Source organism: Ruegeria sp. BHSA123, from assembly GCF_059613425.1.
The window spans coordinates 1-8,365 of the sequence record NZ_JBXWSL010000065.1 but is presented as its reverse complement, the minus strand read 5'-3'; the positions used below and the strand labels follow the sequence as shown (position 1 = coordinate 8,365).

General features: G+C 57.7%; 8 protein-coding genes. All 8 read left to right on the top strand.

Features of this window, described 5'->3' with window-relative positions:
- Positions 1 to 1,146 (top strand): TRAP transporter large permease (locus tag AC2FNC_RS17800; protein ID WP_496716127.1); only part of this gene is annotated, 1,146 nt, incomplete at its 5' end.
- Positions 1,146 to 2,333, top strand: a complete 1,188-nt coding sequence (locus AC2FNC_RS17795) for a cytochrome P450 (RefSeq protein ID WP_480625358.1) — start codon at positions 1,146 to 1,148, stop codon at positions 2,331 to 2,333. The genes AC2FNC_RS17800 and AC2FNC_RS17795, both read left to right, overlap by 1 nt.
- 119 nt (positions 2,334 to 2,452) lie before the next feature.
- Positions 2,453 to 4,483, top strand: a complete 2,031-nt coding sequence (paaZ, locus tag AC2FNC_RS17790) for a phenylacetic acid degradation bifunctional protein PaaZ (protein WP_496716126.1) — start codon at positions 2,453 to 2,455, stop codon at positions 4,481 to 4,483.
- Between the two features lie 62 nt (positions 4,484 to 4,545).
- A complete protein-coding gene (locus AC2FNC_RS17785; RefSeq protein WP_496716125.1) occupies positions 4,546 to 5,361 on the top strand; it encodes a PaaX family transcriptional regulator C-terminal domain-containing protein in 816 nt (271 codons plus the stop codon).
- 189 nt (positions 5,362 to 5,550) lie between these two features.
- Complete coding sequence (pcaF, locus tag AC2FNC_RS17780; protein ID WP_480476983.1) at positions 5,551 to 6,753, top strand: 3-oxoadipyl-CoA thiolase; 1,203 nt, start codon at positions 5,551 to 5,553, stop codon at positions 6,751 to 6,753.
- A gap of 15 nt (positions 6,754 to 6,768) precedes the next feature.
- The gene (gene paaA / locus AC2FNC_RS17775) at positions 6,769 to 7,746 is read left to right on the top strand and encodes a 1,2-phenylacetyl-CoA epoxidase subunit PaaA (RefSeq protein WP_480476985.1); all 978 of its coding nucleotides are present in this window, start codon (positions 6,769 to 6,771) and stop codon (positions 7,744 to 7,746) included.
- Between the two features lie 23 nt (positions 7,747 to 7,769).
- Entirely contained in the window at positions 7,770 to 8,054 is a 285-nt protein-coding gene (gene paaB / locus AC2FNC_RS17770; RefSeq protein WP_209507558.1) for a 1,2-phenylacetyl-CoA epoxidase subunit PaaB, read from the top strand.
- On the top strand, positions 8,054 to 8,365 hold a 312-nt coding region (locus tag AC2FNC_RS17765; RefSeq protein ID WP_496716122.1), incomplete at its 3' end, for a 1,2-phenylacetyl-CoA epoxidase subunit PaaC. The genes paaB and AC2FNC_RS17765, both read left to right, overlap by 1 nt.

Genomic DNA, 8,365 nt, shown 5'->3' with positions numbered 1-8,365 from the left:
GTCCCGCTGTTTATCCTTATGGGCTTGTTCGTGAATAAAGGTGGTCTTGCGCGCGAGCTTTACGCAGTTTCAAATGCTTTTCTGGGTCATTTCCGGGGCGGTATCGCCATGGCGACAGTTGCGGCATGCGGAGGTTTTTCGGCCATTTGCGGCTCGTCTCTGGCAACGGCGGCCACCATGTCCAAGGTCGCAATGCCGGAAATGCGCCGCTATGGCTATTCCGACGAACTGTCGACGGCATCGATTGCAGCGGGCGGTACGCTTGGTATCCTTATTCCGCCTTCGGTGATCCTGGTCATCTACGGGCTGCTGACCGAAACCTCGATTGGAAAACTTTTCGTTGCGGGTATCATTCCCGGTCTGCTTGGCATCCTGTTCTACCTGCTCGCCGTCCGCTGGACCGTCGCACGCAAGCCCGAGTCGGGACCGGCGGGTGAACGTCACGGCTGGGCCGAGCGTCTGTCGGCGGTGCGCTCAGTCTGGGCCGTATTGCTGCTGTTCTTTCTGGTGATTGGCGGATTGTACGGTGCATTCGATTTTCATCCACTGAACCTGACCTTCAGCCCGACCGAGGCGGCAGGCATGGGCGCAATGGGCGCTTTCCTGATCGCGCTGTCACGAGGCGGGCTTACTTTGGGGTCGACTTTTGAGGTGCTGAAGGAAACCACCTATACCGCCGCGGCATTGTTTTCCGTTCTGATCGGGGCACAGATCTTTTCGAATTTCATCAACCTTGCCGGTCTGCCTGAAGCGCTCATCGCGTTGGTTACGGCCTATGACGTTGAACCTTTTGTGGTGATCCTGATGATCCTTGGAATCTACATCATTTTGGGTTGCGTCTTTGAATCCCTGTCGATGCTGCTGCTGACGGTGCCGATCTTCTTCCCGTTGGTCACATCGTTGGGGTATGACCCGATCTGGTTTGGTATTGTTGTGGTTGTGGTGACTGAAATCAGCCTGATCACTCCTCCCGTCGGCTTGAATGTCTTTATTCTGAAAGGTGTGGTCGGGGATGTATCAACCGGAACAATCTTCAAGGGTGTCACTCCGTTCTGGGTGGCGGATATCTTCCGGCTGGCCCTGATCGTTCTGGTGCCGTGGTTGGTGTTGGTTCTGCCTGAACAAATGGGGGCGATGGGGCACTGATGTTCTCTCTGACCGCGCTTCCTGACGGGTATCACACAGATCCCTATCCTGCCTACGCCGCGCTGCGCGAGGATACGCCCGTCTGCTGGCAGCCTGACGGATCGGTTATTCTGTCTCGGTACGAGGATCTGGACCTTATTTACCGGGACATCACGCGGTTCATATCGGACAAGAAAGCGGTATTTGGTCCAAAATACGGGGTCGACAGCCCCTTGTATGAACACCACACCACCAGTCTGGTGTTTAATGACCCGCCGCTGCATACCCGTGTTCGCAAGGTAATGGTCGGCGCGATGAACCCGCGCGCGTTGGCGCAAATGGAACCGGGTCTGATCCAGCTTGTCGATGGGCTGCTGGACGAGATGCAGGTCAAAGGCAATGTCGAACTGATCGAGGATTTTGCCGGAGCAATCCCGATTGAGATCATCGGCAATCTGCTGGGTATACCACGATCCGAACGCGGGCCATTGCGCGATTGGTCTCTCGCCATTCTTGGTGCTTTGGAGCCGCAATTGACGCCAGAGCAGGAAGAGTGGGGTAACCGCTCGGTCTCGGACTTCAAGGGCTTCCTGCGGCATATCATCGAGGATCGCCGCGCCAACCCCGGAGATCCGGCAACGGATGTCCTCACCCGGCTGATCCAGGACGACACGGATGGTGGCCTGACCGAGGTAGAGCTGTATCAGAACTGCATATTCATCCTGAATGCGGGGCATGAGACGACAACGAACCTGATCGGCAACGCATTGGAGCTGTTGGACCGGCACCGCGACAAGCGGGCGGAGTTGCTGGCTGACCCGAACCTGATCGTTCCGGCTGTGGACGAGTTTCTGCGGCTGGAAAGCCCGAACCAGTTCGGCAATCGCCTGACCACTGTTGATGTAACGTTCCACGGTCAAACCATTCCGGCTGGTACCGATGTTCATCTGTGTATCGGTGCGGCCAACCGCGATCCACGGCAGTTTGACCGGCCCGACGAGATGATCTTGGACAGACGCCCCAACAAGCATCACGCCTTTGCCGGAGGGCCCCATACCTGCGTCGGCCTGACCCTCGCGCGTCTGGAGGGCCGGGTGGCCGTCGGCCGGTTTCTGACCCGTTTTCCAGACTATCGCATCACCGACGGCGCCGAGCGGGGCGGGCGTATCCGGTTTCGGGGATTTGCACGATTACCCGCGCGGGTCTGAGAAACCCGGCTTGGGAAAATTGCTTGGTAAATTATTGACCGACCGTACGGTTTAAAATATGATTTCGCGAGACCGGCCTATGGCAGCGCGGGGATCGCGACTAAGACGAGGAGACGCTCATGACTATCCAACAGATTTCCAGCTTTGCAGCCGGTGAGTGGGTTTCGCCCGGCGAGGGTGCCCGCGCAATAACAAGCGCTGTGACCGGCGAGGTTATCGCCACAGCGGGTAACAGCGCGTTGGATGTCCAGGGGATGTTGGACTATGCGCGCAATGTCGGAGGGCCGGCACTGCGCAAAATGACGTTCCATGAACGCGCCAAAATGCTCAAGGCGCTGTCCGTCCATTTGGGCCGACACAAGCAGGTCATGTATGATTTGTCTTTCAACACCGGTGCGACGCAATCGGATCATATGATTGATATCGACGGCGGCATCGGAACGATGTTTGTCTTTGCCGCAAAAGGCCGTCGTGAAATGCCGGACGGTCATGTCTATCTGGATGGCGATGTTGAGCAGCTTTCGCGCAACGGTACTTTCCTGGGGCAGCACATCTGCACCCCGCTACAAGGCGTGGCAATTCACATCAACGCGTTCAATTTTCCGGTTTGGGGGATGCTGGAAAAGCTTGCCCCAACCCTTCTGGCGGGCGTTCCGGCGATTGTAAAACCCGCCACGAGCTCGTGTTATGTGACCGAGCTGTGTGTTCGGTTGATGCTTGAGTCCGGCATCTTGCCAGCGGGTGCATTGCAGTTGGTCTCGGGTGGTTTGGGTGACATGCTGGACCGTCTGAATATGCAGGACGTGGTCAGCTTTACCGGATCCGCCGATACGGCCCTGAAACTGCGCTCCAACCCGGTGATCCTAGAGAACTCGGTACGGTTTGTTGCGGAACAGGACAGCCTGAACTGTTCGATCCTTGGCCCCGATGCCGCGCCGGGCACGCCGGAATTTGACCTCTTCGTGAAGGAAGTCCAGCGCGAGATGACCGCGAAGGCAGGGCAGAAATGCACCGCAATCCGCCGGATCATCGCGCCCGAACCGCAGGTACAGGCGGTAATTGACGCGCTGTCGGCGCGACTGGCGAAAACGGTCATCGGTGACCCAAAGCTGGAAACCACCCGTATGGGTGCGTTGGTTTCGAACGGTCAGAAGCGTGATGTTCTGGAGAAGACCGCTATCCTTGGGCAAGAGGCCGAGCGTGTCTTCGGCAACCCCGATGATTTTGTGGTTGAGGGCGCTGATGCCGAAAAGGGTGCGTTCCTACCACCCATGCTCTTCCATTGCGCCAATCCTGACGCGGCGCAACGTGTGCACGATACCGAAGCCTTTGGTCCGGTCAGCACTGTGATGGGGTATCGCGATCTTGACCATGCCATTGAGCTGGCGAACCGGGGGCAGGGCTCTCTTGTGGCGTCAGTAATCACCCATGATCCAGAAGTGGCGCGACAGGTTGCCATGGGATCAGGGGCTTATCACGGGCGTCTGTATTTCAACAGCCGTGACTCGATGAAGGAATCCACCGGTCATGGTTCCCCTCTGCCGCACATGGTTCATGGCGGTCCGGGACGCGCCGGTGGCGGCGAAGAAATGGGCGGGGTACGGGGTGTGAAACACTATATGCAGCGCACCGCTATTCAGGGATCGCCCGATCTGCTGACAGCGATTGGACGGAAATGGGTGCCTGGCGCGACCGAAGTCAAAGGCCCTGCTCATCCCTTTACCCGCCGGTTTCACGATTTGTCGATTGGCGAGACCCTTCACACTGCGACAAGAACTATCACCATGGAAGATATTGAACACTTCGCCAACTTCACCGGTGATACCTTCTATGCGCATATGGATCAGGCGGCAGCGGAACGTAACCCGTTCTTCCCGGGCAGGGTTGCACATGGGTACTTGCTGTTGTCTTTCGCAGCCGGATTGTTCGTCGAACCGAAAGAGGGGCCGGTTTTGGCAAATACCGGTCTTGACGGGCTGCGTTTCATGAAACCGGTCGAGGCTGGTGACACCATCAAGGTTCGTTTGACGGTCAAGCACAAGACCAAGCGCAATGACGACTACGGCGAGGTTCGCTGGCACGTTACCCTGACGCAGCAAGACGATGAGCTGGTCGCAGAATACGAGTTGCTGACCATGGTTGCCTACTAGGAACAAGTGCAGGTGCGCAGGGGCTGGATGGCAATTCCCTCCGGCCCGATTATACTGTGCTTATGAAAGATACGGCCCCAGAATGGTTCGAAACCTGCGTCAGCCAGTTGACTACAACTGGCACGCAACGTGTGTGGTCTGTTTTGGTCACGATTTTCGGTGATCTCGCCCAGAGCGGGTCTGACCAGGTTAGTGGCGCGCTGATCACAGCGCTGACCAACCTTGCAGGGATCAAGGCCGAAGCCACGCGTGTTGCGCTGCACAGGCTGCGCAAGGAAGGCTGGATCGAAAGTACGCGGGTCGGGCGAAACAGCGTTCACAGATTGACCGAATTTGGCCGTAGTCAAAGCGCCGCCGCCGCCCCGCGCATCTATTCCCGCGAGACGAATACACCAGAAACTTGGCATGTGCTTATCGCCAACAGTTCAGACAGTTCGCGAAAAGAGTTAGCGGATCTGATGCTGACCGGAGATTATATTTCGGTTAACCCCACAACAGCCATGTCTGCAGGCCCCACCCCCGAGAACCTTGAAGAACTGCTGGGTGTTGAAAGCAGCGCCATTTCGGTTCCAGGCTGGCTGCGCGACCTTTGTGGCCCTGAACAGCTCAAGTCTGCCTATGATCAGTTCTTGCACTCCCTTCAGAGCACCGAGCAACTGTTGCCTGTCGATGGCGTCGATGATCCGTTGAAAATAGCGGTGCTGCGCGTATTGATTGTGCATGGGTGGCGTCGTTTGGTTCTACGCCATCCATCCCTGCCTCCGGCCTTTTTGCCTGTTGGTTGGAAAGGCGCGGAATGTCGAGTGGCTGTGTCCCGACTGCTGGGACAATTGCCCAAACCGAATCTTGCCACGCTGGAATCTGCGGTGGGTGTTTAACTCGTTTTTTGCCGAGCCCGGGATGGCGCTTTTGCGGGCTGGAAGGCGGATGTGAAAGAAGCGTCATTTAATGTTACAGAAAACTGATAGAGACGATTACATGGTAACATAAAGCTTGCGCCGAATCGATTGAGCATTTATTAACCGACCAGACGGTTAATGCTCGTGTTCCAACAGGAGACGCAATTGATGGACGCTTTCATCTGCGACGCAACCCGCACCCCGATTGGGCGGTATGGTGGTGCGCTTTCATCGGTTCGCACGGATGATCTGGCGGCTATCCCGCTGGCGGCCCTGATGGCGCGCAACCCGCAAGTCGACTGGACCAGTGTGGATGACGTCATTTATGGCGATGCCAATCAGGCAGGAGAGAGCAATCGCAACGTTGCCCGGATGGCGTCCCTGCTGGCCGGATTGCCGACGGACGTACCTGGAACAACGATAAACCGCTTGTGTGCCAGTGGCATGGATGCCGTCGGAATGGCGGCGCGTGGCATCAAGGCAGGCGATTATGATCTTTCAGTTGCGGGTGGCGTGGAAAGCATGTCGCGCGCACCGTTTGTAATGCCCAAAGCGACGTCGGCGTTTACGCGCAGCAATGCGGTTTACGACACGACGATTGGCTGGCGCTTTGTGAACCCAAGACTACAGCAGCAGTATGGTGTCGATTCCATGCCGCAAACGGCTGACAATGTGGCCGAAGATTATGGGATCAGCCGTGAAGACCAGGACGCCTTTGCCGAGCGCAGCCAGGCACGATGGGCTGCGGCGCACGCGGCAGGCGTGTTCCAAGAAGAAATCACGCCGGTTTCAATTCCACAGCGCAAGGGCGATCCGATTGTTGTCGATACGGATGAACATCCGCGCCCGGGAACCACAGCGGAAAAACTCTCGGGCCTCAAGGGTGTGAACGGGCCGGACAAAACTGTGACTGCAGGGAATGCCTCGGGCGTGAATGATGGTGCAGCCGCGATCCTGATGGCGAATGAAGCGACAGCGACAAAGAACGGCCTGACCCCGATTGCCCGTGTGGTTGGCATGTCCGTCGCGGGTGTCGAGCCTCGGGTCATGGGTATTGGTCCGGTTCCTGCCAGCCGAAAGGTTTTGGCGCGCGCCGGGCTGAGCATCGACCAGATGGATGTGATCGAGTTGAACGAAGCTTTCGCGTCGCAAGGTTTGGCAACGCTGCGAGAGTTGGGTCTGCCCGATGACGCCGCCCATGTGAACCCGAATGGCGGCGCAATCGCCCTTGGCCATCCATTGGGGATGAGCGGCGCCCGACTTGTGTTGACCGCAGCGTACCAACTGAAACGCACCAAAGGGCGCTATGCGCTTTGCACAATGTGCGTCGGTGTCGGGCAAGGCGCTGCACTTATTCTTGAACGCGTGTAACGGAGGAGACGGGACATGTATGCCCAGATGGTAGAATCCGAGGCGTCAAACGATGATCCTGAAAAGCTTGCTGAATTTCAGGCGCGGATCGACGCGGATATCAAGATCGAACCCAAGGACTGGATGCCTCAGGGGTATCGCAAAACGCTGATCCGCCAGATCGGACAGCACGCGCATTCCGAGATCGTCGGGCAATTGCCCGAAGGGAACTGGATCACGCGTGCACCGACGCTGCAACGCAAGGCAATCCTTCTAGCCAAGGTTCAGGATGAAGCCGGCCATGGGCTCTACCTGTATTGTGCGGCCGAAACACTGGGTGTCAGCCGTGATGAGATAACCGAGATGCTGCTGGACGGTCGCATGAAATACTCGTCGATCTTCAATTACCCGACGCTGAACTGGGCGGATATCGGCGCCGTCGGATGGCTGGTCGATGGGGCTGCCATCATGAATCAGGTGCCGCTGCAAAGAACGTCTTACGGGCCGTACTCACGCGCCATGATCCGCATCTGCAAGGAAGAAAGCTTCCATCAGCGCCAAGGCTATGACGCGATCCGCAAGATGGCCGAAGGCACGCCCGAGCAGCGCAAGATGGCGCAGGACGCGATGAACCGCTTCTGGTACCCGTCGCTGATGATGTTTGGACCGTCCGACAAGGATTCCGTCCACTCAGCGCAGTCGATGGCCTGGAAGATCAAGATCAACACCAATGATGAGCTGCGCCAGAAATTCGTCGACCAGACCGTCCCACAGGCCGAATATCTGGGTCTGACAATCCCCGACCCGAACCTGAAGTGGAACGAGGAGCGCGGGCATTACGATTTCTCAGAGCCGGATTGGTCGGAATTCTTCGATGTGATCAAGGGCAACGGCCCCTGCAACGTCGACCGTCTGGCGGCGCGCAACAAGGCCTGGGATGACGGCAAATGGGTGCGTGACGGGCTGTTGGCCCACGCGCGCAAGAAACAGGCTGGCAATCTGGCCGCCGAATAAGCTTACCCTGAGGAGGAAACCCGATGAATACCGAATGGCCCCTGTGGGAAATCTTCATCCGCGGTCAACATGGCATGAGCCACCGACATGTCGGCTCGCTGCATGCCCCGGACGCGGAAATGGCGATCAAGAATGCACGCGATGTTTACACCCGCCGCAACGAAGGCGTGTCGATTTGGGTGGTAGAAGCCAACAACATCTCGGCCTCGTCGCCCAGCGACAAAGGCCCGTTGTATGAGCCCAGCGAAAGCAAAGTGTACCGCCACCCGACCTTTTTCGACATCCCCGAAGAAGTGGGGGCGATGTGATGACCCGCGACGAAGCGTTTCAGCAGTTCCTGCTGCGGATGGGGGACAATACCCTGATCCTGGGCCATCGCGTCAGTGAATGGTGCGGCCATGCGCCAGTGTTGGAGGAGGATATTGCATTGGCCAACACGGCGCTGGACCTGATTGGGCAGACCCAGATGTGGCTTGGCCTTGCCGGCGAGATAGGGGGCGGCAAAACCGCCGATGATCTGGCATTTCTGCGCGACGCGTGGGATTTCCGCAATGTGTTGCTGGTCGAGGTTCCGAACGGTGATTTCGGCCGCACCCTGATGCGCCAGTTCCTGTTCGAT